The organism is Streptomyces sp. LUP47B, assembly GCF_001746295.1.
Taxonomy (GTDB): Bacteria; Actinomycetota; Actinomycetes; order Streptomycetales; family Streptomycetaceae; genus Streptomyces.
Genome location: NZ_MJAH01000012.1, coordinates 13,735 through 40,080 on the forward strand (window position 1 = coordinate 13,735; position 26,346 = coordinate 40,080).

General features: G+C 71.1%; 21 protein-coding genes and 1 pseudogene. 5 read left to right on the forward strand and 17 right to left on the reverse strand.

Features of this window, described 5'->3' with window-relative positions; all coding sequences use genetic code 11:
• Positions 1-18: 18 nt before the first annotated feature.
• The 4 genes from BFN33_RS31700 to BFN33_RS31715 are packed head-to-tail and all read right to left on the reverse strand — an operon-like array spanning position 19 to position 4,267.
• Positions 19-621: an ATP/GTP-binding protein gene (locus BFN33_RS31700; protein WP_069763606.1), complete on the reverse strand. Its 603-nt coding sequence runs from the start codon at positions 619-621 to the stop codon at positions 19-21.
• Entirely contained in the window at positions 608-1,024 is a 417-nt protein-coding gene (locus BFN33_RS31705; protein ID WP_069763607.1) for a DUF742 domain-containing protein, read from the reverse strand. The genes BFN33_RS31700 and BFN33_RS31705 overlap by 14 nt, the downstream gene beginning before the upstream one ends.
• 19 nt (positions 1,025-1,043) lie before the next feature.
• On the reverse strand, positions 1,044-1,520 hold the full coding sequence (locus tag BFN33_RS31710; protein WP_057611113.1) for a roadblock/LC7 domain-containing protein: 477 nt from the start codon (positions 1,518-1,520) through the stop codon (positions 1,044-1,046).
• Positions 1,517-4,267 carry a sensor histidine kinase gene (locus BFN33_RS31715; RefSeq protein ID WP_069763608.1) on the reverse strand — a complete coding sequence of 917 codons (2,751 nt, stop codon included), beginning with the start codon at positions 4,265-4,267 and terminating at the stop codon, positions 1,517-1,519. Before BFN33_RS31715 ends, BFN33_RS31710 begins: the two co-directional genes overlap by 4 nt.
• Positions 4,268-4,632: 365 nt before the next feature.
• Between BFN33_RS31715 and BFN33_RS31720 the strand changes: the two genes are divergently transcribed.
• Complete coding sequence (locus BFN33_RS31720) at positions 4,633-5,598, forward strand: ABC transporter substrate-binding protein (RefSeq protein ID WP_069763609.1); 966 nt, start codon at positions 4,633-4,635, stop codon at positions 5,596-5,598.
• A gap of 529 nt (positions 5,599-6,127) precedes the next feature.
• Here the strand turns inward: BFN33_RS31720 and BFN33_RS31725 are convergent.
• The 5 genes from BFN33_RS31725 to BFN33_RS31745 form a co-directional block, all read right to left on the reverse strand.
• Positions 6,128-7,027 (reverse strand): ROK family protein, encoded by a 900-nt coding sequence (locus BFN33_RS31725; protein ID WP_069763610.1) that lies wholly within the window; start codon positions 7,025-7,027, stop codon positions 6,128-6,130.
• On the reverse strand, positions 7,024-8,643 hold the full coding sequence (locus BFN33_RS31730) for an ABC transporter ATP-binding protein (RefSeq protein ID WP_069763611.1): 1,620 nt from the start codon (positions 8,641-8,643) through the stop codon (positions 7,024-7,026). Before BFN33_RS31730 ends, BFN33_RS31725 begins: the two co-directional genes overlap by 4 nt.
• A complete protein-coding gene (locus tag BFN33_RS31735) occupies positions 8,640-9,464 on the reverse strand; it encodes an ABC transporter permease (protein ID WP_088245436.1) in 825 nt (274 codons plus the stop codon). Before BFN33_RS31735 ends, BFN33_RS31730 begins: the two co-directional genes overlap by 4 nt.
• Positions 9,465-9,544: 80 nt before the next feature.
• Entirely contained in the window at positions 9,545-10,504 is a 960-nt protein-coding gene (locus BFN33_RS31740; RefSeq protein ID WP_069763613.1) for an ABC transporter permease, read from the reverse strand.
• Complete coding sequence (locus BFN33_RS31745; protein ID WP_069763614.1) at positions 10,504-12,252, reverse strand: peptide ABC transporter substrate-binding protein; 1,749 nt, start codon at positions 12,250-12,252, stop codon at positions 10,504-10,506. The genes BFN33_RS31740 and BFN33_RS31745 overlap by 1 nt, the downstream gene beginning before the upstream one ends.
• Before the next feature lie 182 nt (positions 12,253-12,434).
• On the opposite strand from BFN33_RS31745, the gene BFN33_RS31750 reads away from it, so the two are divergent.
• Together BFN33_RS31750 and BFN33_RS31755 are read left to right on the forward strand one after the other, a co-directional pair.
• The gene (locus BFN33_RS31750; RefSeq protein WP_069763615.1) at positions 12,435-13,622 is read left to right on the forward strand and encodes an ROK family transcriptional regulator; all 1,188 of its coding nucleotides are present in this window, start codon (positions 12,435-12,437) and stop codon (positions 13,620-13,622) included.
• A gap of 115 nt (positions 13,623-13,737) precedes the next feature.
• A complete protein-coding gene (locus tag BFN33_RS31755; protein ID WP_069763616.1) occupies positions 13,738-15,243 on the forward strand; it encodes a M81 family metallopeptidase in 1,506 nt (501 codons plus the stop codon).
• Between the two features lie 7 nt (positions 15,244-15,250).
• Here BFN33_RS31755 and BFN33_RS31760 read toward each other — a convergent pair whose 3' ends face one another.
• The 5 genes and pseudogenes from BFN33_RS31760 to BFN33_RS31780 all read right to left on the reverse strand — a co-directional run bounded on the left by BFN33_RS31760 (position 15,251) and on the right by BFN33_RS31780 (position 21,100).
• Positions 15,251-15,844 carry an ATP/GTP-binding protein gene (locus BFN33_RS31760; RefSeq protein WP_069763617.1) on the reverse strand — a complete coding sequence of 198 codons (594 nt, stop codon included), beginning with the start codon at positions 15,842-15,844 and terminating at the stop codon, positions 15,251-15,253.
• Positions 15,831-16,190, reverse strand: coding sequence for a DUF742 domain-containing protein (locus BFN33_RS31765; RefSeq protein WP_069763618.1), 360 nt, complete (start codon positions 16,188-16,190; stop codon positions 15,831-15,833). The genes BFN33_RS31760 and BFN33_RS31765 overlap by 14 nt, the downstream gene beginning before the upstream one ends.
• Position 16,191: 1 nt before the next feature.
• Positions 16,192-16,614: a roadblock/LC7 domain-containing protein gene (locus BFN33_RS31770; RefSeq protein WP_030313681.1), complete on the reverse strand. Its 423-nt coding sequence runs from the start codon at positions 16,612-16,614 to the stop codon at positions 16,192-16,194.
• A 1,033-nt stretch (positions 16,615-17,647) separates the two neighbouring features.
• Positions 17,648-20,020 (reverse strand): annotated as a pseudogene (locus BFN33_RS31775) (nitrate- and nitrite sensing domain-containing protein); the annotation flags it as partial.
• Positions 20,021-20,089: 69 nt separating this feature from the next.
• Positions 20,090-21,100 (reverse strand): substrate-binding domain-containing protein, encoded by a 1,011-nt coding sequence (locus BFN33_RS31780; RefSeq protein ID WP_069763619.1) that lies wholly within the window; start codon positions 21,098-21,100, stop codon positions 20,090-20,092.
• A 376-nt stretch (positions 21,101-21,476) separates the two neighbouring features.
• On the opposite strand from BFN33_RS31780, the gene BFN33_RS31785 reads away from it, so the two are divergent.
• Positions 21,477-22,208 (forward strand): peptidase E, encoded by a 732-nt coding sequence (locus BFN33_RS31785; RefSeq protein ID WP_069763620.1) that lies wholly within the window; start codon positions 21,477-21,479, stop codon positions 22,206-22,208.
• Positions 22,209-22,655: 447 nt separating this feature from the next.
• Here the strand turns inward: BFN33_RS31785 and BFN33_RS31790 are convergent, their stop codons facing one another.
• Positions 22,656-23,183 carry a DUF6114 domain-containing protein gene (locus BFN33_RS31790; RefSeq protein WP_069763621.1) on the reverse strand — a complete coding sequence of 176 codons (528 nt, stop codon included), beginning with the start codon at positions 23,181-23,183 and terminating at the stop codon, positions 22,656-22,658.
• Complete coding sequence (locus BFN33_RS31795; RefSeq protein WP_069763622.1) at positions 23,183-23,848, reverse strand: DUF6230 family protein; 666 nt, start codon at positions 23,846-23,848, stop codon at positions 23,183-23,185. The genes BFN33_RS31790 and BFN33_RS31795 overlap by 1 nt, the downstream gene beginning before the upstream one ends.
• A gap of 669 nt (positions 23,849-24,517) precedes the next feature.
• Here BFN33_RS31795 and BFN33_RS31800 point away from each other — a divergent pair.
• Entirely contained in the window at positions 24,518-25,180 is a 663-nt protein-coding gene (locus BFN33_RS31800) for a Tat pathway signal sequence domain protein (RefSeq protein ID WP_069763623.1), read from the forward strand.
• A gap of 18 nt (positions 25,181-25,198) precedes the next feature.
• Here the strand turns inward: BFN33_RS31800 and BFN33_RS31805 are convergent, their stop codons facing one another.
• Complete coding sequence (locus BFN33_RS31805) at positions 25,199-26,134, reverse strand: lytic polysaccharide monooxygenase (RefSeq protein WP_079141111.1); 936 nt, start codon at positions 26,132-26,134, stop codon at positions 25,199-25,201.
• Positions 26,135-26,346 lie beyond the last annotated feature (212 nt).

Consider the following 26,346-nt stretch of genomic DNA (forward strand, 5'->3'; position numbering starts at 1 on the left):
CCGATCCCCCCGGCCCCGTCAGGCCTTTGTGCGCGCCAACGCCTGTTCCAGTACGACCAGCAGCGCGTCGCGGACCGAACCGCGCTCCCTCGCGTCGAAGACGATCACCGGGACGCGGTCGTTGACGTCCAGGGCCCAGCGGACCTCGTCCAGGGTGTGTTCGACCCTGCCGTCGAAGGCGTTGACGGCGACCGCGAACGGGATCTGCCGGTGCTCGAAGTAGTCGACCGCGGCGTAGCAGTCGTCGAGGCGGCGGGTGTCGACGATGACCAGACCGCCGAGCGCGCCCTCGACGATGTCGTCCCACATGAAGCCGAAGCGCTCCTGCCCCGGCGTGCCGAACAGGTACAGCTTCAGGGTCGGGTCGACGGTGATGCAGCCGAAGTCCATCGCGACCGTGGTCGTGGTCTTGCGCGGGGTGTGGCTGAGGTCGTCCACGCCCGCGGCGACCTCGGTGATGGCGGCCTCGGTGGTCAGCGGCTCGATCTCGGAGATGGAGCCGACCGCGGTGGTCTTGCCCACCCCGAAGCCACCCGCGATCACCATCTTGACCGGCAGCGGCGGTCGTACGGCGGCGGAGGGCGCGGCCGAGGGCCGGGCGGCCGGTTCAGTCGGTGTCACGGAGTACCCCTCGGGAGTCGGGGATGGCGCGCAGGCCGTCGATGAGCCTGCGCAGAACGGAGGCGTCGTGAGTGATGTCGGTGTCGGGCACGTGCACCGTCAGCTGCCCCGCCGTGCGCAGGTCCTCGGCGAGGATCCGCACCACGTTCAGGTGCAGCCGCAGCCGGGCCGCGATCTCCGCGATGGACTGCGGTATCCGGCACGCGGCGACGATGTCGTGCTGTTCGAAGGAGAGCCGGTCGAGCACGGCGAGCCCTTCGGCGGTGGCCACCACCTGGGTCTCGACGGGCATCGTCCGGCCGGACGGATCGGGTGCCACCCGGCCGGCGGTGACGAGGAACGGCCGTACGGCGGGCACGGGGCCGCCCGGCTCCGGTCTCGGAGGCGTGCTGCCGTCCGCCATGACTGCGCTTCCTCCTCGGTCAGCGCTTCGACGCCGCGCCGACGCTGTTCTTCAGTTCGAGCACGAGCTGAGGGCTGAGCGCGCTGCCGGCACGGTTGGCGAACAGCGTCATCTCGTACGCGATGTTGCCGAGCTTGGCCTCCTTGTCGGTGACGACGCCGAGCACGGCGCCGCTGCCGATCGCGGAGACCAGGACATGCCCGCCCTCCAGGTCGATGATGACCTTGTTGAGGCCGCCGAGGCCGTAGTTGCCGGAGGCACCCGCGGCCAGGCTCGTGATGCCGGAGACGATCGCGGCGAGGCGTTCGGAGTCCGCGTGCTCGCGTAGCTCCGACACCGCGATGAGCAGCCCGTCCGAGGACACGGCGATGGCGTCGACGACACCCGCCGTCTCCGTCGCGAAACGGTTCAGCAGCCAGGTGAAGTCGGCTGCGGCGGCCTGCAGGTCGGCGGGCGTGGTGCCTTCCGTAGGCGTGTCACCTGTGGACGTGCTCACTGCTCCGCTCCTTCCGGGGAGTGGTTCTGGTCGTGCGGGGGGTCGGATGCGGTCCTGTGGGTTTCCACGTCGTCCGCGAACACCGGTCGGGTGTGGCTCCCGGTCTCGATGTCCCGGTGGGCACGCTCCACGGCCGCCTCGAACTCGTCGAGCGCGTCCCGCACGGCCTCGGCGTCCGCGGGCCGGGGCGGGGCCGCCTGGGAGACGGGGTCGGCACCGAGGGTGGTGCGCAGCGTGGCGCCACGGACACGGCGACGCAGGGGACGGGCGCCGTCGCCGTTCCCGGTCACCTCGGCGGGTGCCGTCTCACCGGCGCGGGCCTTGGGAATGAACGTGGCTGTGCCGGAAGGGAGTTCGGGGGACGACGGGGTGTCGGAGGAGGCCGCGGGGGCGGTGCCCGGGCCGGTGGCGGACGAGGTGCGGTGGGGGATACGGCGGGGAAGCGCGGTGGGCCGGTCGGTGGCGGGCGTGACGGGCCCCTCCGACGCGGCGGAGCCCGCTCCCGCGACACCGGTCCCGGCGGACGCCGGAGCATCCTGCCCCGACCCGGCACCGCCCGTCACCCCTGCGGCGGCCTCAGCCCGAGCGGCTGTGGCACCGGCGCCCTGAACGCCGGCCGAAGCCGACGCCGAGTACGAGCGGGAGTCCGACGCCGAGCGCGTTGTCGCGGCGCTCGCGGCAGCACCGACAACAGCCGCCGGAGCCGTGCGGGACTCCGCCGCCGTACCCGCCGACGAACCGCCGGAGGCAACCGTCACCGGGCTCATCGTCAGCAGGAGGGAGGAGGGGATCGTGACCTCGGCCGTCACACCGCCGCCCGGTGTGCGGGTGAGGACCACGCCCACCTCCCAGCGGCGCGCCAGCGTGCCGACCACGAACAGTCCGAGCACCTTCGTCGGGACCAGGTCGAGGCGTTCGCGGCGGATGAGGCGGGCGTTCTCCTCCTCCAGGCGCTCGGCGCTCATACCGAGACCGTGGTCGGAGATCACGACCAGCGCACCCTCGTGACTGTCCTTGACGATCACCTCGACGGGGCTGCCGGCGGGCGAGAAGGACACGGCGTTCTCGACGAGTTCGGCCACCATCAGGGTGAGGTCGCCGATGATGTCGGGCTCGACCATGGCCTCCGTGCCGGCCTGCAGGGAGACCCGCTGGAAGCCCTCGATCTGGCCGAGCGCGGCGCGGACGACGTTGGTGAGGGCGAGCGGCCCGGAGTCGAGGACGGTCTCGCGGATGCCGGCCAGCAGCATCAGGCTGTCGGCGTTGCGGCGCAGGCGGACCGCGATGTGGTCGATGCTGTAGAGGCGTTCCAGGAGTGCCGGGTCGGTCTCGCCGCGCTCGACCGCGTCGATCAGGGCCAGCTGCCGGGTGGTCAGGTTGCTGACCCGGCGGCCCACGTTGCCGAACATCTCGGCGACGTTGCGGCGGCTGAGCACCTGGCGTTCCAGGAGCGCGACCGCGGTGGTCTGCACCTGGTTGAACACGTCGGCGAGATCACCGATCTCGTCCTTCGCGGTGACCGGCATCTCCTGGAGCCGCGGTGTCCCGGTGTCCTCGGTGTCGTCGTCGGCCACGCGGGCGAGCTCACGGCCCGCCACCTCGGCGACCTGCCTGGCGGCACCGGTGAGCGCCTGCACCGGGCGCACCACCGAGCGTCGTACGGCCACCGAGAAGGCGAGCCAGAGCACGAAGCCGAGGAGAGCCGATCCGAGCAGCCAGGCGGCGTTCGAGCGCGCGTCCCGGGAGGCGGTGTCGGCGCGGTCGGCGATCTGGTCGATGAGCGAGGTGGTGGTCTTCAGCCGGGTCCGGGCCTGGGCGCGGTAGTCCGGGTAGGAGTCCAGCGCCGTCTGGAAGGCGTTCTTGATCTCGGACGGGGTGTCCGCCTGGAGCGTGCCCGGGTCGATCTGCAGCTCGGCGTACTGCCGGGCGATCGTCGCCTGGGCGGTGTTGTGCTCGATGTCGCCGAGTTCCTCGGCCTGCTGCGCACTGGCGAAGCGGCCGAAGCGCTCGACCTGGTGGGTGTACTCGTCGTAGGAGCCGATGGCGCCGATCAGCTCGATGAGGGCGTTGGAGTCGCCGGTCGTCGCGGAGAACACACCGGTCTCGAAGGCGCCGTGGGCGGCGTCGGCGCGCAGCAGAGAGTCGAGCAGGTTGCCGGTGAAGGTGGCGGCGAGGGCCGGGTTGCGGTCGAGCCCGAGACCGTCGATCAGGCCCTTGGCGGCGTCACTGTAGGCCGGGTCGATGTTGTCGGCCGGCAGATAGGACTTCTCGATGGTGTTGCGCAGGTCCTCCAGGCCGTTGACCTCGCGCAGGGCCTGGGCCTCCTCGCCCGGCAGCCGGCCGCCGAAGGTCGCCTGGACCTTCTCGACCTGGTTGTCCACCCGGATCTGGGCCTCGCGGTAGGCGGACTGCGAGGGGGTGGCGCCGTCCCAGGTGGCCTGGTGGCGCACGGAGAGCAGGACCGCCTGCTGGTGCTCGGCCTCCAACTGCCCGACGAGCTTGGCCACCTCGGCGCTGTCCCGGACCAGCCGGGACGCGTCCGACGCGTCCTGGGACTGGCCGACCTGGTCGGCGAAGAGATAGGTCAGCAGCACCGCGACCACCGCGAGAGGCACACCGACCAGGATGTTCAGCTTGCGCCGGAACGGCCAGCGTTCGGCGAAGTCCCGTATACCACTGCCACGGGTGCCGCCCCGGGACGGCGGCGGTGCCGACCGGGTGGACGCGCCCACCTCGTTCGTGGACACCAGCCCTCCTTCGTGGATGTCTCGGCGGCGCGAGAACGCACATGACCGATACTGATCGCTACGGGACGGTGCATAGGACACCTGAGTGGCTCCTGCACGCCTGTGTGACCGGCGCCAACTTCGGCGAGACTACAGCCTCTTCGGACAGCGCTTGCCGCCGCCCTGAGTCAAGAATCCGTTACAACCCGCGCCGCACCCCGCGTGCCGGTTTCGCTTTTCCTTCACAACCGATCACGGGTTGATGCCAATTGTGACCAGGCCGGTCTTGACTGGGCCAGAACAGGCTGGATTGGATCAGTGCAAGGGCTTCCCCCCTTGAACGTCCTTGAACCCCCTTGCATCCCCTGAGTTCCGGAACGGGAATCGTGACTTTTACCGCCGCACACCGCAGGTCCCTCAGGAAGAACCCCGGCGTGGCCGCTGTCGCGCTCGCCGCCGCCACGGTCCTGCTGGCGGGATGCGGGTCCTCCGACGACACCTCCGACCCGCTGAGCGAGGACACGGCGGGGGCCGCCAACGGTGACACCGTCGTCGTCGGCTCCAACAACTTCGCCGAGAGCATCCTGCTCGCCGACATCTACGGTGAAGCCCTGAAGGCCAAGGGCGTCAAGGTCACCTACAAGCCCAACATCGGCAGCCGCGAGACCACTTACGGCCTGCTGAAGAACGGCTCCATCACCGTCCTGCCCGAGTACAACGGCTCGCTGCTGGCCTACCTGGACAAGGACGCCAAGCAGGAGTCGGCGCAGGCCGTGAACGCCGCGGCCACGGCCAAGCTCGACTCCAAGCTGACGCTGCTGGAGTCGGCGCCGGCGGAGGACAAGGACTCGGTCTCGGTCAACGCGGCCACCGCGAAGAAGTACAACCTGACCAGCGAGTCCACACTCGCCGACCTCAAGGACATCGCCCCGGACCTGGTCGTCGGCGGTTCGCCGGAGTTCCAGACCCGGCAGCAGGGTCTGCTGGGCCTGGAGTCCGTGTACGGCCTGAAGTTCAAGTCCTTCAAGGCGCTCGACGCGGGCGGTCCGCTGACCCAGGCGGCGCTGAAGAAGAACACCGTGCAGGCCGCGGACATCTTCACGACCGATCCGACCATCATCAAGGAGAAGTTCGTCGTCCTCCAGGACCCGAAGAACCTCTTCGGCTTCGCGAACGTGACTCCGCTGGTCTACAAGTCCGGCCTCTCCTCGGAGGGCGTCGCCGCCCTCAACGCGGTCTCGGCCAAGCTGGACACCAAGGCGCTCCTCGAGATGGACTCCCAGGTCCAGCTGGAGAGCAAGGACCCGCTGGACGTGGCGAAGGCGTGGCTGAAGACGAACGGACTGGGCTGACCCAGGTCGAGAACCGGCGCGGGTGGTCTTCCCTGCAGTGGACGGACTCCTCCCCAGGGGGACCCGCGCCGGTCCCGACGGTGGCCGTGCTCGACACCGCGTGGCCGGCCGGCGCGGGCGACGCCGGGGCTCGGCTCCCGTCCCGCCGGGTCCGAGCGCAACCGGCCGCTGTCCGGCGGCCCCGACGCCGTGACCGTATGACCCTCCGGTCGGCTCGCAGGTCAGACTCCGAGTTCCGCCCGGACCCGGACCCGGGCCGCGGCGCCCACGGCCACCGCGTCCCGGCCGAGCCGTGAGAGGACCACCCGTATCGGATGCTCTTGCTGTCTCCCGCGGTCCCGAGGTCGTGACCGTATGCCCCTCCGGTCGGCTCGCAGGTCAGACTCCGAGTTCCGCCCGGACCCGGGCCGCGGCGCCCACGGCCACCGCGTCCCGGCCGAGCCGTGAGAGGACCACCCGTATCGGATGCTCTTGCTGTCTCCCGCGGTCCCGAGGTCGTGACCGTATGCCCCTCCGGTCGGCTCGCAGGTCAGACTCCGAGTTCCGCCCGGACCCGGGCCGCGGCGCCCACCGCCACCGCGTCCCCGCCGAGCAGTGCGGGCACCACCCGTACCGGATGTCCGCTGACCGGCGGTTCGGTGGCCAGGGTCCGCAGGATCGACGGTTCGAGGAGCGTCCAGGCGCGGCTGACGCCCCCGCCGATCACGACGGTGGTGACATCCAGCAGGCCTGCCGTGACGAGCAGCGCGCGAGCCACGGCGGCGCCCGCGTCCTCGTACACGGCGAGCGCGTCCGGGTCGGCGGCCTCCGCCACTTCGCGCGCGTCCAGCTCCCGCCCGGTGCGCTCCCCGTACCGCGCCGCGATCGCCCGACCCGACGCGAGCGTCTCCAGATGGCCGCGCGCGCCGCAGGTGCACGGCAGGTCGCCGAAGCCCGGGATGTGCCCGATCTCGCCCGCAGCGCCGTGCGGCCCGCCGTAGAGCGCGCCGTCCAGCAACAGCGCCCCGCCGACCCCGGTGCCCAGGGTCATCCCGAGCACATCGGGCTCGCCGGCCACCGCCCCGGCCGTCGCCTCGCCCCGCAGGAACGCGTTGACGTCGTTGTCGAGGAACGCCGGCACACCGAGCGCCTCCTCGAACGCCGCCGTCACCGCGAACCCGGCCCAGTCCCGGAAGGAATCGCTGGCGACCAGAATCCGCCCCGCCGGCGCGTCCACCACACCCGCCGCCCCGACCCCGACCCCGAGCAGCCGTGCGTCCGTACGGTGAAGCAGCAGGCGTACGGCGTCCAGCGCGGCGCCGACCATCGCGCCTCCGCCGGCGGCCGCGGGCGTGGGCACCTCCAGTCGTTCGACCACCGTCAAGTCAGCGGTGAACAGGGCCACTTGTGTACTGGTACCGCCGATGTCGACACCGGCGACCGCCTTCACGCGGTGACCTCGGCCCGCTGTTCGGCGCGCCGCCGCCGCTGCACCACCGGATCCGGCACGGGTACGGCCGCGATGAGCCGCCGGGTGTACTCGGTCTCCGGGCGCAGCAGCGTCGACATGGTCGGCCCCTGCTCCTCGACCCGCCCGTCCCGCATGACGACGACCCGCTGCGCGAACTCCTGCACGACGGCCAGGTCGTGGGAGACGAAGAGACAGGCGAACCCCAACTCCCGCTGCAACTCGGCGATCACCTCCAGCACGGTCCGCTGCACGCTCACATCCAGCGCGCTCGTCGGCTCGTCCGCGACCAGCAGCCGGGGTTCGAGGACCAGCGCCCGGGCGAGACTCACCCGCTGCCGCTGACCACCGGACAGCTCACGCGGCCCCCGCCCCGCCAACTCCCTGGGCAGCCGCACGAGTTCGAGCACCTCCGCGACGCGGTCCCGGCGCTCGGCCACCGACATCCCCCCGCGGTGCACCCTGAGGGGCTCCGCCACGCACTCGGCCACACTCATCCGCGCGTCCAGCGAGGCCACCGGGTCCTGGAGCACCACCCCCACACCGGACAGGAGCGCCCGCCGCTTCCGGCCCCGGACCCGGCCCAGGTCGGCCCCGAACAGGGACACCGATCCCGAGGCGGGCGCGACCAGCCCGAGTGCGACCCTGGCGGCGGTCGACTTGCCCGACCCGGACTCGCCCACGAGCCCGACGGTCTCCCCGGGACGGACGTCGAGGAAGACGCCGTCCAGGGCCTGGACCCGCCCGAACCGCACGGACACGTCCCGGAGCCGCACCACGGGGGGCTCTTCGGCCGGAGGTGCGTCCTCGCCGCTGAACCTCAGTCGCGGCACCGCCGCAAGGAGCCCCCGCGTGTACTCGTGCTCGGGCCGCAACAGCACGTCCTCGACGGGCCCCGTCTCCACGACCTCGCCCCGCAGCATCACGGCGACCCGGTCCGCGAAGTCGGCGACCACGCCCATGTTGTGCGTGACGAGCAGGACGCCGGTGCCCGAGTCGGCCGCCAGCCGCCGCAGCAGATCCAGGATCTCGGCCTGCACGGTCACGTCGAGCGCGGTGGTCGGCTCGTCCGCGATCAGCAGACTGGGCGAGTTGGCGATCGCCATGGCGATGACGACCCGCTGCCGCTGCCCGCCCGACAGCTGGAAGGGGAACGCCGAGGCCCGCCGCTCCGGCTCGGGTATCCCGACGCGGCGCAGCAGCTCGACCGCCTCCCGGGCGGCCTCCGACCGGGAGACGTCCCGGTGGTTGCGTACGACCTCCGCGATCTGGGCGCCGACCCGGGTGAGCGGGTCGAGGGCGGTGGCCGGTTCCTGGAACACCATGGAGGCGGTGCGCCCCCGCAGCCGGGCGAGCGCAGTCTCCGGGGCTCCGACGATCTCCGTACCGTCGACCGCGATACGCCCCGAGGCGCGGGCGGTGCCCGGCAGCAGCCCCATCGCGGCGAGCGCCACCGTCGATTTCCCGGACCCGGACTCGCCGACGAGGGCGAGTGTCTCGCCCGGCCGGACGTGCAGCGACACGCCACGGACGGCGGGTACGTCACCCGTCTCCGTGGAGAAGGTCACCCCGAGACCCTCGATGGTCAGGATGTTCACGCGCGTCCCCTCACGTCGAAGGCGTCCCGCAGCCCGTCGCCGATCGCGTTGAACGCGCACACGACGAGGATGATCGCGAGGCCCGGCGGAACGATCAGCCACCAGCGCCCCGAGTACGCGGCCGTCAGCCCGGCCGACAGCATGCCGCCCCAGTCGGTCTTCGGCGGCTGCACACCGAGCCCGAGATACGACACATAGGCGATGAGCAGGATCGCGTCGGCGATCTGGAAGGTGGCCGCGACGACGATCGTGGACACCGAGTTCGGCAGGATGTGCCGGCGGACGGCCCGCCCGTGCGTGCCACCGGTGGCGCGCAGGGTCAGTACGTAGTCCCGGTTCTTCAGCGTGAGCGTCTCGGCCCGCACCAGCCGGGACGGCACGAGCCAGGACACCAGTCCGAGCACGACGATCAGCCCGAGCGTGCCGGGACTGGTGATGGCGGACACGACCAGCAGGATGAACAGCGCGGGGATGGCGATGCCCGCGTCGACGACCCGCATCATCACGGCATCGACCCACCCGCCCGCATACCCCGCGACGGCCCCCCACAGCGTCCCGATGACGGTGGCGAGCACCCCGGCCGCCAGCCCGACGAGCAGCGACACCTGCCCGCCGTACATGAGCCGCCCGAGCTGGTCGTGCCCGACGGCGTCGGTACCGAGCCAATGGGCCGAATTCGGCGCCAGATTGACCTGGGTGAGGTCGGTGTGGGTCTGGTCGGTGGAGTACACCAGCGGCCCGACGAAACAGAACAGCAGGAAGAGAACGACAACAGCGGCCCCGGCCACAGCGAGCCGATTGCGCGCGAAGCGCGCTCTCAGGGGCGCGGGGCTGCGTCCGTTTGCGGCTCCGCCGCGGGGCGCGACAAGGCCCCACCGGCGGACGGTTTCGACACGACCACTCACGCCCGCGCCTCCTTCACCCGAGGATCGACAACCCGCTGCACCACATCCGCGAGCAAGGTCCCCACAACAGTCGCCACCGAGATCACCAGCACACACCCGAGCAGCACCGGATAGTCCGACGACTGGGCCGCGGACCAGAACAGCAGCCCCATCCCCGGGTAGTTGAACAGCTGCTCGACAACCAGCGCCCCTCCGAACAGCACCGGCACGTAGTACCCGAGCATCGCCACCACCGGGGTCAGCGAGTTGCGGAACACATGCCGGAAGAGCACCGCGTACTGCGACGCACCCCCCGCCCGAGCGGTCCGCACATAGTCCTCGGAAAGGTTCTCCAGCGTCGCGCCCCGCATATAGCGGCTGAACACGGCCACCATGGACGCGGCCCCGGTGACCACGGGCAGCACCAGCCCCGCGGGATCGGCCAACACCTGCCCCAGCGTGTCCCCTTGGGGGGCCTGCGACGGGAACCACCGAAGCGTCTGCGTGAACAGCAGAATCAGCAGCAGCCCCAGGAAGTACACCGGCGTCGAGTACGCGACGAAGCTCAGCGTGGTGATGACATAGTCGGTCGGCTTGTTCCGTCGCACGGCCTGCCACATGCCGAGCGGCACGGCCAGCACCAGCCCGACCATCGCGGACAGCACGGTCAACACCAGGGTCTTCGGCAGCCGTTGCTCGATCAGCCGGGAGACCGCTTCGTTCAGCGTGTACGAGGTCCCGAGATCCCCCTGCACCAACTCGCGCAGATACAGGACGTACTGCACGGGCAGGGACCGGTCGAGCCCCTGCTCGTGATTGAACGCGGCGATCTGCCCGGCCGTCGCCTGCGGCCCGAGGATCCCGCGCGCGGGACCCCCGGGAAGCGCGTGCAGCAGGCAGAAGACCACGATCGTGACGATCAGGATCACGGCGAGGGCCTGAAGGAGTCGGCGGACGAGATAGAGGGCCGTGTCCACTAGCCGATCCACTTCCACTGCGCCGGGTGGAAGTTGGCCAGCGAGTCCTGGGAGAAGCCGCCGAGCCCGTTCTTGAGGACGGAGATCTGGTAGTCCGGCTCGGGCAGCCAGATCACGGGCAGGTCCTTCGCGAGGGCCGCGCTGTAGTCCTGGATGGCCTGGTTCGAACTCGACGTCGTGGTGGCGGAGACGAGCTTGTCGACGTCCGGGTTCGAGTAGTTGCCGAAGTTGGAGCCGCCGCCCGTCTGGAACAGCGAGTCACCGGTCGGGAAGGCGTTGAAGTACCAGCTGCCCGCCGTGCCGAAGAAACTCAGCTGCCACTTGCAGATCGACTGCCCCGACGTGCACTGCGGGGTCTGCGAGAGCACCGAGTTGACCGGTGCGGTCTTGATGGAGAACTTGACGCCGGTCTTCGCGAGCGAGGACTGGATCGCGCTCATCATGTTGTCGGTGACCGCGGAGCCGGACTGCGAGAGCACCTGCATCTCGAATTTCGTGCCCTTGGCGACGCCTTCACCGCACTTCGCCGGCTCGGAGCAGGTCATGACCCCGCCCTGCTCGCTCCAACCATGGCTGGTCAGCAGGGACTTGGCGGTGGCGTTCGAGAAGGGGTACGGGTTGTCCTTCTGCACCGACGACAGGAAGTCCGAGGCCTGTCCCTGTGGGATGGGACCGTAGCCGGGCACCGCCGTCCCGTTGAGGACGACCTTCGAGAGACTCGCCTGGTCGATGGAGTGCTGGATGGCCTGACGGGCGTAGAGCTGCTTGAACACCGCGCCCATCGCCGGGTTGTTGAAGTTGTACGGCATGTAGGTGATCGCCCAGCCCGACCACGGCTCCACCTTGAAGCCCTGCGCGGTGAAGCTGTCCTTCTGGTCGAGGTCGGTCGCCTCGATGTAGCCGTAGTCGACGCTGCCCGAACGCAGGGCGTTCTTCTCGGCGTCGGCGGTGGTGAAGGGGAGCAGGTTCACCGTGGGGATGTTCGCCTTCTCGCCGCCGTCGTACTTCTTGTTGGCGGTGAGGACCACCTTGCCGGCTGTGGTGAAGGACTTGACGGTGTAGGGGCCGCTGGTGGTCTTCCACAGCGGGTTCGAGGCGTAGCCGGAGATGTTCTTCGCCGCGTCGTTGAGGTACTTCCAGGCCTGCTTGGCATCCCGGCCGCCGGCCCAGGCGTGCTGCGGGAGCGGGTTGATGGAGTTCAGCTCGTTGGCGAGCATCCACTGCGGGTTGTAGGCCCTGTCGAAGGTGATCGTGAAATGGCGGGCGTCGACCGTCTTGAAGGACGTCCAGTTGTCCGGCGCCTTGCCGGGGTTGTAGCCCGCCCATTCGCTCTTGTTCGCCTTGATGAGGTCGAACCAGAACTTCACGTCCGCCGAGGTGATCGGCTTCCCGTCGCTCCAGTGCCGGTCGCCCAGGGTGATCGTCACGCTCTTGTTGTCGGCGGCGAACCTGGCGTCCGTGGCGACCGAACCGGCCTTGTTCCAGCCGATCTTGCCGGTCGAGCCGTCGTAGGCGATGAGCGGTTCCCACAGCGTGTTCGCGATGGAGATGTTGTTGGTGTTGAGGTGCGCCGCGGTGCCGATCGGCAGGATCCAGTTCGGGGTGAAGTTCGCGGGCAGCGCGTAGTTGATCGTGTCGTGCGAGGAGGACGACGACGAGCCGCTCGACCCGGAACACGCGGTGAGCAGCAAGGTGCCCGCGCTGAGGGCGGCGGCACCGGCGAGGAGTCTCGTGCGGGCAGGGGGCATGGCTTGCTCCTGGGACCAGGGAAGTGGTAGCGGGGGGTGGGGCAAGTGAACGCCCCCTCTGTTGGAAGAAATAGGCGTGCCGCTGTAAAAAGCCTGTTTCTACTGTTCTGGAAAAAGCGCAGAGGGGTTTTTCGGGCCTACGCTCGACGCCTGGGCCGTCGAATTCGGGAGTAACTTCGACCATGCTTGAAAAAAGTCCGCCACCGCATCGACGGCACGGCTCCGGCTTCTCCTCGCTCGCCGAAGGAGTGCTCGAACTCCTCGCCTCCGGGCAGGCGTCGACCCGTACGGAGCTCGCCGCACTGCTCGGCGCCGCACCCTCGACCGTGTCCTTCGCGGTCGGTCAGCTGCTCGCACACGGCCTGGTCGCCGAGGAGGGCACCCGGTCCTCCACCGGCGGGCGGCCGCGCAAGGTGCTGCGGCTCGGCGGCAGCGACGGGTACGCGGTCGCGGCCGACCTCGGCGGAAAGCACGCGCATGTCGGGGTCGTGCACCCCGGCGGCGGTCTCACCGACGTGTCGACCGTGCCGTTCGCCACGGCGGACGGGCCCGAGGCCGCGCTGCCCGGCCTGGCGGACACGCTCCAGGCGCTGATCGACCGGCACGGCCGGGAGCAGTTGCGGGGCGTCGGTCTGTGCCTGCCGGGTCCGGTCGACGTCGAGCCGGGCCTCGTCACCCTTCCGGCGCGCATGCCCGGCTGGAACCGCTTCCCCGTACGGGACTGGTTCGAGGAGCGCTTCGCCGTCCCGGTGGCCGTCGAGAACGACGCCAACTGCATGGCCGTGGGCGAGCACAGTGTCCGGCCCGTCGAGCACCGGCAGTCGATCATGGTGAAGGTGGGCTCCGGGATCGGGGCGGGCGTCATCGCGGACGGGCGGCTGTATCGGGGCGCGACCGGAGGGGCGGGGGAGATCACCCACGTCCGCGTCGAGGCCGCCCAGGACACCCCGTGCTCCTGCGGCAACACGGGCTGCCTGGAGACGGTCGCCTCGGGCGCGGCACTGGTCAGGATCCTGCGGGAGCGGGGCCTGCCGGTGGCGGGCACCGAGGACGTCGTACGCCTCGCCCTCGACGCCGACCCCGAAGCGACCCGCGCGGTCCGCCAGGCCGGCCGCTACCTCGGCCAGGTCCTCGCCGCCAACGTCAACTTCTTCAACCCCGACGCCGTGTACCTGGGCGGCATCCTCTCCACGCTGGAGCCGTTCGTCGCGGCGGTGCGGAGCCAGCTGTACGAGGGCTGCCATCCGCTGGTGACCCAGCACCTGGTGATCGAGCGGACGTCACTGGGGGCGGACGCGGGGTTGGCGGGGGCGGGCCAGTTCGCGCTGCAAAGAGCATTGGCCCGGGCGATGCAGGCGGTGACCGGGTGAGCGGGGATTCAGGTGACCGGCCCATGGGCGCGGGACCGTGTCCATGGGCGGCTCCGCCGCGTGGGCGCGACCAGCCACAGCGAAGCCGCGGACAACAGACGACCTGGAGCACTTCATGCCCTCCTCTCCCGTGATCGCCGTCGCAGGCCTCGGCATCGAGTCCTCGACCTTCTCCCCGGCACGCACGGACGCCCCCGCGTTCCACCCGCTGCGCGGTGACGACGTCCTCACCCGCTACCCCTTTCTCGCCCCGGGACGACCGTTGCGCGAGGCCGCCGACTGGCGGGGCACCCTCGTGGGCAAGGCGCTCCCGGGAGGGACGGTCACAGCCGCCGCCTACGCCGACCTGACCGACGAACTCCTGGACAGACTGAGCCGATTGGGTCCCGTCGACGGCCTCTGGTACGACATCCACGGCGCGATGACCGTCGAGGGCCTGGACGACGCCGAGGCCGAACTCCTGCGCCGCATAAGGAAGATCACAGGACCCGACACGATCATCTCCGCCTCCATGGACCTGCACGGCAACGTCTCCCGCGAACTGCTGCACCGCACCGACCTGATCACCTGTTACCGCATGGCCCCGCACGAGGACGCGATGGAGACGAAGGAGCGGGCCGCCCGCAACCTCGTGAACCACCTCACGAGCGGCGCTCCCCGCCCGGTCAAGGCCTGGATCCCGGTCCCCGTGCTGCTGGCCGGTGAGCAGACCTCCACCCGGATCGAGCCGGCGAAGAGCGTCTACGCCGCAGTGGCGGAGGTGGAGGCGACCGACGGAGTGACGGACGCGGCGATCTGGGTCGGCTACGCGTGGGCGGACGAGCCCCGCAACCGGGCCGCGGTCGTCGTCACGGGTTCCTCCGCGGACGCGGTGACGACCGGTGCCGAACGGCTCGCCCGCGGCTTCTGGAAGGCCCGTCACGACTTCGACTTCGTCGCCCCGACCGGCACGCTCGAGGAGTGCCTGGACGCGGCGCTGGCCTCACGGAGGCGGCCGTACTTCATCAGCGACACCGGCGACAACCCGACCGCGGGCGGCGCCGGTGATGTCACCTGGGGACTCCAAGAGGTGCTGGCCCGCCCGGAGTTCAAGGATCCCTCGGGCCCGGTGGTCATCTACGCCTCGCTCCCGGGCCCGGCCGCCGTCGACACGGCCGTACGGGCCGGCGTCGGTGCCACGGTCACCGTGACCGCGGGTGCCGAGGTCGACGACCGTCACGCGGGCCCGCTCACGCTGACCGGTGTGGTCCACGCGATCCGGCACGGTGACCAGCACGCGGTGACCGAGGCGGTGCTGCGGGTGGGAAGCGTGTACGTGATCCTCACGCGCCTGAGGAAGCCGTACCACTGTGAACACGACTTCACCGACCTGGAGTTGGCGCCGCGCGAGGCGGACCTCGTCCTGGTCAAGATCGGGTATCTGGAGCCCGAGCTGTTCGCGATGGCCGCCGACTGGAAGATGGCCCTCACCCCGGGCGGCGTCGACCAGGACCTGCCGCGCCTGGGCCACCGACGGATCCGCCGACCGATGTTCCCCTTCGACCGGGAGATGCCCGACCCGGACCTCAGGGCTCGGCTGGTCCCGTCCTCGGACGAGGAGCTGACCGGGCCCGACGAGTGAGGTGCCGCTAGTCGACCGCCGCCGCGATCAGCAGGTCCAGGAGGGCGATCAGCACGTCCCGGGACGACTCGCGTCGCCGTGCGTCGCACAACACCACCGGGACGCCCTCCGGGAGGGCCAGGGACTCCCTGATGTCCTCGGCGGGGTACGGGTGCCGGCCCTCGAAGCCGTTCACGGCGACGACGAAGGGGATGCGGCGGCGTTCGAAGAAGTCCACCGCGGCGAAGCTCGACTCCGGGCGCCGGACGTCGATGAGCACGACCGCGCCCAGGGCGCCGATGGCGAGGTCGTTCCACATGAACCAGAACCGCTGCTGGCCCGGGGTGCCGAAGAGATAGAGCACGAGTTCGTCGCTGATGGTGATCCGGCCGAAGTCCATGGCCACGGTGGTGGCCCGCTTCTGCTCGATCCCGGCGAGGTCGTCGACGCCGAGGCCCGCGACGGTGAGGGGTTCTTCGGTGCGCAGCGGGGCGATCTCGCTGACCGACCCGACCATGGTGGTCTTGCCGACCCCGAAGCCGCCGGCGATGAGGATCTTGACGGTGTCGGGTGCGGTGGGAGCACCGGCTGTCTCGGTGGCGAGCGGGTCAGAGCCGGCCAAGGCCTTCCCTCACTTTCTGCAACAGGTCCAGGTCCGGGGTGCGGGGCGAGACGGGACGTGGCGGATGCGCGGTGATGAGGCCCGCCTCCAGCAGATCGCAGAGCATGATCACGACCACGCTGACCGGGAGGTCGAGCAGCGCGGCCAGCTCCGCCACGGCGACCGGGCGGGCGCACCGGCGCAGGATGCGGGTCTGCTCGGCCTGCGGGCGGGGGGCGAGTTCCGGTGGCGGATCCACCGCGGTGACCGTCGTGATGAGGGTGAAATCGGCACGGCTGGGCCGCGTCCTTCCGCCGGTCAGGGCGAACGGTCGCACCAGCCTGCCCGCCGCGTCGCTGTCGGTCACCTCACCCGCCGGTCGGGCCGATGCCGGCCCGCGGTGCCGCGCTGAGGTGCTCGCCGATCTTCTTCACCAGCATGTTCATCTGGTACGCCACGACGCCGACGTCGGCGTTCGGCCCGGTGAGCACGACGAGATGGGCGCCGGGCCCCGCGGAGGTGAGGATCAGGAAACTGTTCGCCATCTCGATGAGTGCCTGCCGCACCGGGCCGCCCCGGAAATCCATGCTGACCCCCTTGCTCAGGCTCATCAGACCGGACGCGGTCGCCGCCAGCCGCTCGGCGTCGTCGCGCAGGAACCCGGTGGACTTGCTGACGACCAGCCCGTCCTCCGAGAGCACGACGGCCTGGGTCACGTCGGCGACCCGCTCCACGAGTCCGGTGAGCAGCTGGTCCAGCTGGGTGTGCGTGGCGGGGGTGGGGCGTGTCATGGCGTGTCCTTCATGAGCGATCGATACGGGGACTACGAGCGGCGACGGCGGTGTCCTGCGGGGCGGCTGGGGGCGTGGGCTCGGCGGGGTCCGACTCTTCGCGGGCAGGGCACGGGGGTTCGTCGACGGGGGTGTGCGGGGCGGCGTTCTGGGTCTTCCGGGTGCCGGGCAGGTGGTTGTGGTCGGCGGGGGCCGGCTCCTGCGGGGCGGGGCGCGGGGTTTCCCCGGCGGGGGCGGAGTTCGCCGTAGCGCCGGGCAACCCGTCCTCGTCGGTCCCGGTGCCGGCCGCCGTGGTCGCGTTCTCCGGGGTGTCGAAGCCGGCGTCCTCGTCCCGGGCGCGGAGCGTCCCCAACTGGAATCCGGCGAGCGAGGAGGCTGCGCGGTCCGCGGTGAACTCGTCGTCGTCCTCCTGCTCACCGACGGCCGGGGCGTCCTCCCTCAGCTCGACAGCCAGACTGGTCTGCGGCACCCGCCGGGGGAGAGGCGCGAGCCCGTCCGGGCGCGAGGCGCTGACGGATCCCGACGAGCTCGCCGGGGCTGCGGCGCCATGTGTGCCGGGCGCGCCTGCCGAGTCGTCCGCGGAGGCGGATCCTGACGAGTTCGCCGCGGTGGTCGTGCCCCGTGTGCCGGGCGCGACCGCCGACGTGCCCGCGGGGGTGGGTCCGGGTGTGTTCGCGGGGGCAGTCGTGCCTCCTGTGCCGGCCGCGGCCGCTGCACTCGGCACGCCGGTCGGGTTTCCCGGGTCCGCGGTGGCTGACGCACCGGCTCCCGCGCCCGCGGCTCCGGGTAGGCGAGCCGGGTCTTGCGCGTCAGTCGGCCCCGAGGCACCGGTCGGGTCACCGGCCTCAGCCGACCCCCGTGCACCGGTCGGGTCTCCCGCGCCCGCGGCTCCTGTTACGCGAGCCGGGTCACCGGCCTCAGTCGGCCCCGAGGCACCGGTCGGGTCTCCCGCGTCAGCTGGCCCCCGTGCACCGGTCGGGCTTCCCGTGCCCGCGGCTCCTGTTACGCGAGCCGGGTCACCGGCCTCAGCCGACCCCCGTGCACCGGTCGGGTCTCCCGCGTCAGCCGACCCCCGTGCACCGGTCAGGCTTCCCGCGCCCGCGGCTTCTGTTACGCGAGCCGGGTCACCGGCCTTAGCCGAGCCCCGTGCACCGGTCGGGTCTCCCGCGCCCGCGGCTTCTGTTACGCGAGCCGGGTCTCCCGCCTCAGTCGCCCCCGGCGCACCAGCCAGGTCTCCCGGCTTCGCAGATCCCGTCACGGGTGCCGTGCTCTCCGGCCCCCTTGCATCCGACACAAGCCCCGTACGTGCCAAGGGGCTTGCGCTCGCGGAGTCCGTCGACGGGGCTCCGTCGGACGGACGCTTCACACGTACCGGACCCGCCGAAGCCGTCGTACGGACCGGTCCCGTCATGGCACCGACACCGGCCGAGCTCCCCGACGCCGCCGGGGCGACGGCTCCGACAAGGTCCTGCGACTCGCCCTCCTCCGGTACGACGATCTCGTGCGGGATGAGCACGATCGCCGTCGTTCCGCCGTACGGCGAGGACCGCAGCGTCACCTGGACACCGTGGCGGTTGGCGAGGCGGGCGATGACGAACATGCCCAGGCGGAGGTCGTCGGCGAGGGCGACGACGTCGAACTTGGGGGCCTGGGCCAAATGGGCGTTGAGGGAGGCGTATTCGTCCTCCGACATGCCAAGACCCCGGTCCTCGACCTCGACGGCAAGGCCCTTGGCGACCAGCCCCGCCCGTACCGAGACGGGACTCGGCGCGGGGGAGTACAGCGTGGCGTTCTCGATGAGCTCGGCCAGGAGGTGGATCACGTCCGCGACCGCGGGCGGGGCCAGGCAGACCTCCTCCTCCGTGTGCACCTCCACCCGCTGGTATTCGGCGACCTCACCCACCGCACTGCGCAGGATGTCGATCAGCGCGACCGGCTCGGTCCAGCTGCGCCGCGGCTGCCCGCCGCTGATGATGACCAGGTTCTCCTCGTACCGCCGCAACTGGCTGGCCGTGGAGTCCAGTTCGTACAGCCCCGACAGCACGTCCGGGTCCTGGTGCTCGCGCTCCAGCGAGTCCAGCCGGCTGAGCTGGAGGTTGACCAGGTTCTGGCTCTGCCGCGCGATCCCGAGGATCACCTTCTGGAATCCCCGCCGGGTGTCGGCGAGTTCGACGGCGGTCACCACGGCGGTGCGCTGCGCCGCGTTGAACGCCTTGGCCACCTGGCCCAGTTCGTCCGAGCCGTAGTCCAACTCCGGTGCCGCCCGGTCCACATCGACCTTCTCGCCCCGGTCCAGTCGTGCGACCACGTCCGGCAGCCGCTCCTGGGCCAGGCTCAACGTGGCCTCCCGCAGACCGCGCAGCCGCCGGGACAGTGAACGGGTGATCCGCCAGGACATGACGAGGCACAGCAGCAGCGCGATGAGCCCGCCGGCACTGAGCGAGGCCGCCGTCAGCAACTGCTCGTGCGCCTTGTCCGCGCTGCGGGTCAGCAGCCCGGACGTCTGCTGCCGGATCAGCGCGGTGTAGCGGACGGACACCTTGTCCATCGCAGGCGTCCACCGCTTCCTCAGATCAGGCAGGGCCACCTGCCCCGTCCCGGCGGCCGGACGCGCGGCGAGCACCTGGTCCTCGACGGCCGTCAGGGCCCGCCAGTCCGCGCTCGCCAGGATCTGCTCGGTCTGCGTCTTCGCGGTGCCGCTCAGCGCGGGCACGATCTGGTCCTCGACGAGCCAGCGGCGCGTGTTGACGAGCTGGACGAACTGCTCCCAGGCCTTCTCGTCGAGATGCCCGGACGGCCAGGCCAGAGTGAGCGCCACATCCTCCTGCGAGGTCAGCTCCGCCGCGTGTTCGATGGCGACGAGCGGCCCGGCCTGCGAGGTGAGGTCGCCGTCGTCGACCTGCGAGAGCTGCTGGAAGGCGTGTATCTGGTCGTCGATGATCGACGTGTACTGGTCCAGGGCCTGCTGGGCGGTGATGTCGGTGGGGTGGTCCACCTGGTCGCGGTAGTACTCCAGGCTGCCCACCGAGCCGAGCACCGAGTACAGCTGGTCGGCGATGCGCGCGGGCGCCTGCTGGATCTCGTCGGACCGCCGGACGAGCTTGGCGACCGCCGCGTCCGTGGCCGCGCGTTTCTCGTCCAGGGCGGCCCGGGAACCGGGCACCTTGGCCAGCCAGGCGGCGGACAGTGCGCGTTCCCCCTGCAGTGCGAGCGTGGCCTCGGTGCCCATCGCGCCGGTCGACCGGCTGAGCTCGGTCTGCGAGCGCAGCCGTAGGCCCTCCGAGAACAACTGCGTGGTCGTCACGCCCCACACGGCGGCGAGGGTGACGCTGGGCACCAGCGCCAGCATGATGAGGGAGAGACGTATGGAGCCGAGGCGGCGCCGGGTACCTTTCCGGTCGGGCATGGTCGTCCTTGGGCGGTCAGGGAGAGCGGAGTGGGGTGTTCCGAGGCGAGTTCTCGCTCCGAAGGGAGGTCACCTCGTGCCGGCCGCGGCGAACTTCGCCACCGCGGCGACGTTCGTCCGGGTGACGAACGCGGGCCCGGTGAGGACGGGAGCCACACCGCCCCCGCTGACGTTGCCGTTGGTCTTGTACAGCCACAGGGAGTCCACCGCGAGGTAGCCCTGCAGATACGGCTGCTGGTCCACCGCGAACTGTACGGATCCGGCGCGGATCGCCTTGACCAGGTCGTTGTTGAGGTCGAAGGTGGCGACCTGGGCCTTGCTGCCGGCCGCCTTCACCGATCCCACGGCGTCCAGGGCGAACTGCGCGCCGAGGGTGACGACTTCGTCGATGCCGGGGTCCTGCCGCAGCCGGGCGGTGAGCACGGCGTCCACGGCCTCGGGGTCGGTGCCCTCCACGTACAGGTTCTCGGTCTCGCCGCCGAACGTCTTCTTCACACCGGCGCAGCGCGCCTCCAGGGCGACGTTGCCCCGCTCGTGGATGACGCACAGGGCGTGCTTGACCTTCAGGCCGTTCAGCTTGTCCCCGACGGCGGCGCCGGCCACGCTCTCGTCCTGGCCGAAGTACTCCAGCAGCCCCTGCGACTTCCAGGCGTCGATTCCGGAGTTGAGGCCCACCACCGGGACGCCCGCCGCACGCGCCGCGGCCACCGGTGCCTTCATCGCGGCCGGCTTGGCCAGGGTGACCGCGATGCCGTCGACCCGGTCGCTGATCGCGTCGCGCACCAGCTGGGCCTGGCCGGCGGGGTCGGAGTCGTTCGCGTACGTCAGATCGACACCGTCCTTCGCGGCGGCGGCCTCGGCCCCCTTCCGCACGAGCTCCCAGTAGGCGTCACCCTCGCCGCCGTGGGTGATCAGGGCGACCTTCAGCCCTGCGGTGTCCGCCCCGTCCGCCGCGCCTCTGCCCGACCCGAGGGAGGAGTCGCCGCCGGAACAGCCGGCGAGCAGCAGGAGGGCTACGGAGGTGAGGACGGCCATGCGCAGGGATCTCGCGGGAGTCCGAGGTGGGGGAGGAGTGTTCATGGGAGCGGCACCTCGCTGTGCGGCCGAGCAGGCGGAACGCGAAAGGGTGGCCGGAACGCGGGTGCGCCGACCGCTTTAACCTTCACTGGCCAGGAGCCAACCGCGTGTGACCGCCGGTAGTCAAGTGATCAGCCCCTTGTAATGACTTCTCGGTTCCGCATCGTAATGATCTTCACGCCTGCGGGCAGCAGGAGGCGGCGGTAGCGGGCCGGCGCTCACGCCCCCTCGCCCTCCCCACCTCACCATCCGCACCACGCCTTGCGCCCCACCATCCCGTACATCGCGGCGTCCGCGTCCCGGACCACCTCGGTGCCCGAGCCGTCCAGGCGTCCCGGCACAGGCCGTCCTCGCGCGGTCGCTGGCTATGATCGCGTGAATGGGCTCGGAACCGACCATCGTCGCCACCTCCGGAGGACACCGCGCCGGTGGTCGCACCATGGTGTCCTTCCACGCGCTGGTGCACCACGCCGTGGATCTGTCGGGTGCCCACGGCCGCAGGCCGCGCGTGATGTACGTCGGCACGGCCATCGGGGACGCGGAACACTTCACGGCACGTATGCACGAGGCGGCCCGGGTGGCCGGCTTCGACCTCACCCCGCTCCAGCTCTTCCCCATGCCCAACCTGGACGACGTGGAGGGCACGGTCCTGGAGCAGGACGTGGTGTGGGTCATGGGCGGCTCGGTGGCGAACCTGCTCGCCGTGTGGCGGGTGCAGGGTCTCGACCGCGTCCTGCGCAGGGCCTGGGAGGCCGGGGTGGTGCTCAGCGGGGTCAGCGCGGGCTCCCTGTGCTGGTTCGAGGGCGGTACCACCGACTCGTACGGCCCCGAACTCCGCCCGCTCACCGACGCGTTGGGCTTCCTGCCGTACGGCAACGGCGTGCACTACGACAGTGACCCGGGTCGTCGCCCCCTGGTCCACCGGCTCGTCGCGGACGGCACTCTGCCCACCACCCACTGCACGGACGACGGCGTGGGACTGGTCTACCGCGGCACCGAACTCGTCGAGGCCGTCACCGAGGTGCCCGGAAAGGGTGCCTACGTCGTCACTCGCGACGGCGGGACGGCGGTGGAGGAACGCGTCGAACCGCGCAGGCTGCCCGGCGTGTGACGGGTGGTGCCTGCGCGGTCCGGGCGCGGGAGGGTGGGCGCGCGTTTCCGCGGAGGTGCTTGATCCCACGGACGGGTGCGGTCGGTGCGGGGCCCGGCTACTGGGCGGCCTGCGCCGTACCGGAGACCGCCCCGGCCTGCGCCGTGCCGGCCGCGGGACCGGGCTGCCCCGGTGACGGGTGGTGCCTGCGCGGTCCGGGCGTGGGAGGGCGGGCGCGTGTTYCCGYGGAGGTGCTTGATCCCACGGACGGGTGTGGTCGGTGCGGGGCCCGGCTAYTGGGCGGCCTGCGCCGTACCGGAGACCGCCCCGGCCTGCGCCGTGCCGGCCGCGGGACCGGGCTGCCCCGGTGACGGGTGGTGCCTGCGCGGTCCGGGCGTGGGAGGGCGGGCGCGTGTTTCCGCGGAGGTGCTTGATCCCACGGACGGGTGTGGTCGGTGCGGGGCCCGGCTATTGGGCGGCCTGCGCCGTACCGGAGACCGCCCCGGCCTGCGCCGTGCCGGCCGCGGGACCGGGCTGCCCCGGCTCGGTCTCCGTACCGGGCCGCTCCGCCTCCCGGGCCTGCTCGTGCCGCTCGCGGCGGCTCACCCGCGGGTCCTGGTCGGGCAGCCAGCCGAAGGTCAGGACGCTCCCCACGACCCCCAGCAGCAGGCCGACCACGAAGCCGCCCAGGTTCGAGGTGGCCCAGGTGCCCATGGAGATCAGGACGCCGGTGATCGAGTAGAACAGGCGCTGGTCGGGACTGAAGAGGATCAGCAGTCCCAGCAGCACCATGAGGGTCGGCAGGAGGTAGCCCGCCACCCCCTGCATCCCCACGTGCAGGACGACCTTCACCGAGGCCTTCATGGTGAGCAGGATCCATGCCCCGCCCAGGGTCAGCCACAGTCCGCCGAAGAAAGGCCTTCCGTACACCCAGCGGGTGAACGCGTCCTGGCTGACCACAGGCTCCTGAACGCCCTGCGGCTCCGGGCCCTCCATCAGCAAGCCTTGCTGCTGAAGCTGAGCTTGAGGCCGGGCAGCTTGAACACACCGGCCGTGGTGGCGTAGTTGGTCTGCCGCAGGGTGCCGATGTGCACGGTGTCGGCCTGCTGGCTGAAGACGCCGATGGGGCCCTTCACGCCCGCCTTGGTGAGGGTGCTGGCGTCGTTGCCGATCTCGATGTTGTCGAAGGAGGCGTTACCCGTCAGCTCGGTCGAGTCCGTGGTCAGGTCGGTCGCCTGGACCTTGTCCTTCCCGTTGCCCGCCTCGATCTTCAGGTTGGTGCCGCCCAGGTCGACGCTCTGGCACAGCTTGGTGAGGGTGGCGTTCTTGATGGCGGAGGTGACGACCAGCACCTGTCCGCCGGTGTCGCCGGCGTTCGGGCTGTTGTCCGCCATGTTGTCGAGGCCGCCGAACTGCTCGAAACCGGTGCCGTCGAGACTGTCGGCGGTGACGGTGAAGGGCATGCCGGAGATGGCGAACTGGACGCCCAGGGCGCCCTCGGCGGTCATGATCGCGAGACCCGCGGTGATCACGACGGCCGGCACGGCCATGATCGCGGCCCGCCGTCCCCGGACCCGCCCGCGTCTGGCGGGGCTGTCGGAGGCTTCGGGGGTGGAACCGCTTTCGAGGGTCTCAGAGGTGGTGCCGACGGACGAGGCCATGTGCTGCTCCCAGGGGCATAGTCAACGCAAGTGGGGCTCACGTGCGGATGTGCGGCTTCAGTGGCTTGGTGTCCTGGCGCGGACGGCGGCTGCGGCGCACGTCTCCTCCCAACCCCCGGCGGCTGCAAGGGCTTTCTCGTACTCCGCAGTAACGACGACAGGGAAGTTACCGGCGGTTACGGTCATGGGTCAAGCAACTTGTGAGTAAAGGGTGTTGATTATGTGACAGCTGTGATCAACGACGTTCCCACCGGCAAGGAAATATCACCGAACGATGATCAACTCGCTTGTTGCACCTTGACGTTGACGGATGATCAGGTCTACAACTCTCCCTGGCTTCCCCGGATCCGTGGCGCCGGATCCAAGCCGTCGGGCGGCACCTGCCCGCGTTCCCGGACCATCTGTCCTTCACGGGCTCTTCACCCCCCGAGTCCGACCCTCCACGGCACCCGAAACGGCCGCTTCCCCCCTGGGCCATACCGGGCTCGCCACCTCCCGCCCGGCCCGACCGGAGCCCTCCCCCATGGGGTGTCCGGCCGGTCACCGGCCGGCTGCCGTTGCCGGTCCGTCACGTACGGAGAAGGCGTGACGGGTCGGCAACGGCGGACGCCGACATGCGTCCGCGCCCCCCCCACACCCACCCTCACCTCAGGAAAGAGGCAACCCCGCATGCGTATGCGTTCTCTGCTCTCCCTCACCGCCGCTGCCGCCGCCTTCGCACTTCCCGTGGCCGTCGCCGCATCCGCCCCCGCCGCCGCGGCCGACGTCGCGGTTCTCACCACCGGCGGGGCCGGCGGCACCAACGTCGCCGAGGGCACGGCCATCAGCGCGGCCCTGGCCGCCGGGACCACCGCGACCCTCTACTCCACCTCGACGGGCACCAGCGGGATCACCTGCTCGGCCTCCACGTTCACCGCCACGGTCGACGGCAACCCGACCGCGCCGGGCACCGCCACCGAGTCCCTGACCGGGCAGACCTTCAGCAACTGCACCTCGAACGTGGTCGGCGTCCTCGGCGTCACCAGCATCACGGTGAACAACCTGCCGTACACCACCGCCGTGTCCTCCGACGGTTCCGTCGCCGTGACCCCGGCGAGCGGTTCCGCCATCCAGACCACCGTCGTGCTCCGCACCCTGCTGGGCAGCGTCAGCTGTGTCTACCAGGCGGCGTCCGGCCTGGCCGGCACGGCCGACAACACCGACAACAGCATCAAGTTCGCCAACCAGCAGTTCACCCGGACGTCCGGTTCCTCGCTGTGCCCCGCCAACGGTTTCTGGACCGCGAAGTACAGCCCGGTGACCGCGGACGGAGCAGCGGTCTACGTCAACTGAACCGCGTGAGAGCGTAGTTCAGCGCCGGCGCAGACGAAGCGCCAGGGCGGCGCCCCCGGTGAGGACCAGCACCGCGGCGGCGCCGCCCGCCAGCATGGGCGCGGAAGGCCCGGAGGCGGGGTCGGCGTCGGCGGCCACCGGAGTGGCGTCGGGGACGACACCGCCCGCCGAACGGGCCACGGAAGGTGTCGGCGTGGGTGAGGCGGTGGCAGGCGCCGGACTCTTCGAGGGCTGCTTCTCCGCCGCCTTCGACCGGGTCGGCGACGCGGCGGCGCTCGCCCCACCCCCGTCCCCGCCCTTGTCGGCCGCCGCCGGGAACACCACGTCCGAGCACGAGTAGTACGTGTCCGCCGTACTGCTGTTCTGCCAGATCGTGTACAGCACCTGCCGGCCCGTCCGGTCCTTCGGCAGCGTCATCCTGATCCGGTACGCGCCGTCCGTCAGCGCCGGGTCCTTCACCTGAGCGAACGGCTGCTCCGGCAGGTCGGACCACTTCAGCGGCTTCGACGGGTCGTAGCCGGGCTCCGTGAGGTACATACGGAACGTGCCGGTGTGCGGGATCGTCGAGGCGTACTTCATGGTCATCGTCGCGCCGGGGGTCAGGCGGGTCGACGGCCAGTCGGAGCGGGCCAGGTCGAGGCCCCGATAGGCGGGCAGGCCGCCGCTGCACAGCTTGCCGTCGGGGATCGTCTGCCGGTCCCGGCCGTTCACGTTCGCGACCCGCAGGTTGTCCCACGCCGTGAAGGACGAGCCGTTGGCCGCCACGGCGGCGCGGCATGCCGCCGTGCCCGAGGAGCCTCCGTCGGGGGAGCAGGCGAAGACCCGGCTGACCGGATCAGTGGGAGCGCCGTGGGCCTGCGCGGGCGCCGCCGCGAACACGGTCAGCAGGAACGGGGACAGGGCGGCGACCGCCGCACTCGTGCGACGGGCGGTGGTCCAGGGCATCCGGGCCATCCGGAACGCCTCCTCGGGCGGCGCGGGAACTACGGGCTTCCGTGCAGTACGGGAAACGGGCCTCAGGTGTTCACCGGCGCACCGGGTCGACCGCCGCCACTCGGCGCGGGCCAAGCGGCCGCCATCGGTCAACCGGCCACCGCAGAGGGTGCGTTCTCGGCCGGATCAAGGGTTTCCCCTGTATCCGCATGACCTTCTCTTTGCCTATCGTT